Here is a 2,270-nt window from a genome sequence, read left to right as displayed (position 1 = left end):
TTAGGCGAATGGAGTATTCGTGGTGCGATTCTTACGGGAACAGAACTTTGCGACAGCGTTCCTGCCGTAGTGATCGACTTCTTGGACGAGAATGACCCTGCTTGTGGTGGTGTTGTTCCTTGCGAATCTCCTTACCCTGCGGTTGATAACGCAAGCTTGAGTGCAGTGCAAAATCCAAATGGCTCAATCACCTTCTCTTGGACACCAATCAACGGTCAAATTGGCTGTCAGGTAAATGCACGAGTTGGAGATATTAACAACCCTGATGCTCAAACAAGTATCATCGTTGGAGGACCTACATCTAGTTCCTTTACAGCTGGTGTAGGTGCATTGGCACCTTATCCGTTCGCTACGATCAATTTCAGAGTGCGCTGCGGATGTCAACAAAATCCCACCACAATTGCTGGTCCTTACTCCGATTTTGTAAGTGTGTTCAATTTCCCACCTGCAGGTTCTGCCATTAGTATAGTATCTGATCAGCCAGAGAGTCTCCAGTCTGTTAAAAAAGGGTCTGTAAGACTGGCACCTGTGGTATCTCAGACTATGGATAATTGGGATCCTGTTTACCAGAACCCAAATATCATGACTGGAACGGTTAGCAAGAGCGCAAGCTCATCAGTGAAGAAGTCATTTGACGTTTTCCCTAACCCATCAACAGGCGCGGTTAACTTGAAGTATGAAGCAAGTTTGGAAGGTTTAGTTAACGTTCGTGTATTTGATGTAGTTGGAAAAGCTGTGGCTGATTACAACATGTCAGTAAACGAAGGTTCAAACTTCCTGAGCTTAGATCTTTCTTCTTTCGAGAAAGGACTGTATGTTATTGAAGTACTTGAAAATGGAACTTCTTCAACTTCTAAAGTTGTATTGAAATAATCCATTTCAGATATAGTTATCGAAGGGGCGCATTAATTGCGTCCCTTTTTTTTTGTACTATACCCTTGCCTGTCACAGCCTTTTTAGTTTGGTGGGCAAACCAGTGCATTCTTTTACCTGGCTTATTAAAAAAGGAGCTATTCAGATTTTGGAAATGAGCATTGGAGAAAATCTTTCTCTGTCATTTAATTGATAATCTGAAGCTTTGTAAGTACTTTCAAATTCGGAAGAGAGTAAAATGATGCTACTCTCTTCTTTAAACCTTTTGTTTTAACTAAACCATTTATTATGAAGAAGTTTTTCCTTTTTTGCGCGGCGATTGCATTCTCCGCGTCCTCTGTGTTTTCACAGTGTGAGACCTTTAATGACGGGCCTTACGTCAATTTTAATAACCAGGGTGGAGCTCCATGCGCTGATCCGGCCCCTGCTACCAATGCCATTACGGCCTTTGAGATTTGGAAAGCAGAATCTTATTTGATGGCTAATGTTCAGGCAGGTGCTACTTATGAATTCAGTGCGTGTAATTCAGCTGCGGGTGTTGGATTAGGTGGAACTGTGTGGGATATTGATTACACTATAGTTGCTCCAAGTGGTGCTATTGATGCCTTCGGCTTGGACGCTGGAAGCATTTGTGCTATCACCTGGACTGCTACTGAATCGGGTGAATACACCATTATTATTAACGAAGCAGGAAATTGCGGTGCGACAACCGGTCTTACTGTAGATAATGGCTTTCCACAGATCACATATTTGGGCGGTGGAAGTTGTCCGGATCCTGTAACTGCTTGTGAGGCAGGGACGTTTGATGCGGCTACAATCCCTACTGAGGTGTGTCCTTTCGTAGCTTTCGACTATGCTGCGACTGGTGTTTCTATTCCAAACAGCCCTGTAGCGGGAGAATATGCCATCACCTTTGATGCTGTTCCCGGTTCAGGTGCAGGTGGTCCTTTCGGCGCAGAGCCTGACCCATCTTTCATTTTGACTCTTGGAGCACCTGGTGCAGGAGCTGAAAACGAAGACGTTCTCGTTTCTATTGATAATGTCTTAACAACTGCAGGTGGAGCTCCTGCAATGACAGGTGAGTGGATTTTGACTGGTGGGGTTGTAGTAGCAGGTGTTTTTTGCGACTCACTTACTGCTGTGACAGTTGATTTCCTTACAGCTGCAGATGCAGGTTGCGAACCAGTTACTGCTTGTGAAGCGGGTGTTGTAGATCAGGCTGGAATCGACAATGATCTTTGTCCTGATGAAACCACTGACTACAGCCTTACAGGTTTTACCATTCCAAATACACCTGTACCGGGTGAGTACATTTTAGAGTTTGACCCCGTTCCCGGATCAGGTTCAGGTGGTCCATTCGGAGCAGAGCCAGACCCTGCTTTCTTCTTGACATTGAC

General features: G+C 44.7%; 2 protein-coding genes. Both read left to right on the top strand.

The genetic code is table 11. The features are described 5' to 3' along the window. The coding region (locus O3Q51_18330) for a T9SS type A sorting domain-containing protein (GenBank protein MCZ4410780.1) at positions 1–873 on the top strand (873 nt) is incomplete at its 5' end. Positions 874–1,161: 288 nt separating this feature from the next. Next, positions 1,162–2,270, top strand: a 1,109-nt coding sequence (locus tag O3Q51_18325) for a hypothetical protein (GenBank protein ID MCZ4410779.1), incomplete at its 3' end; no start/stop codon positions are given.

The organism is Cryomorphaceae bacterium 1068 (assembly GCA_027214385.1).
GTDB lineage: Bacteria > Bacteroidota > Bacteroidia > Flavobacteriales_D > Cryomorphaceae > JAKVAV01.
This window is presented reverse-complemented; position numbering and strand designations above follow the sequence as displayed.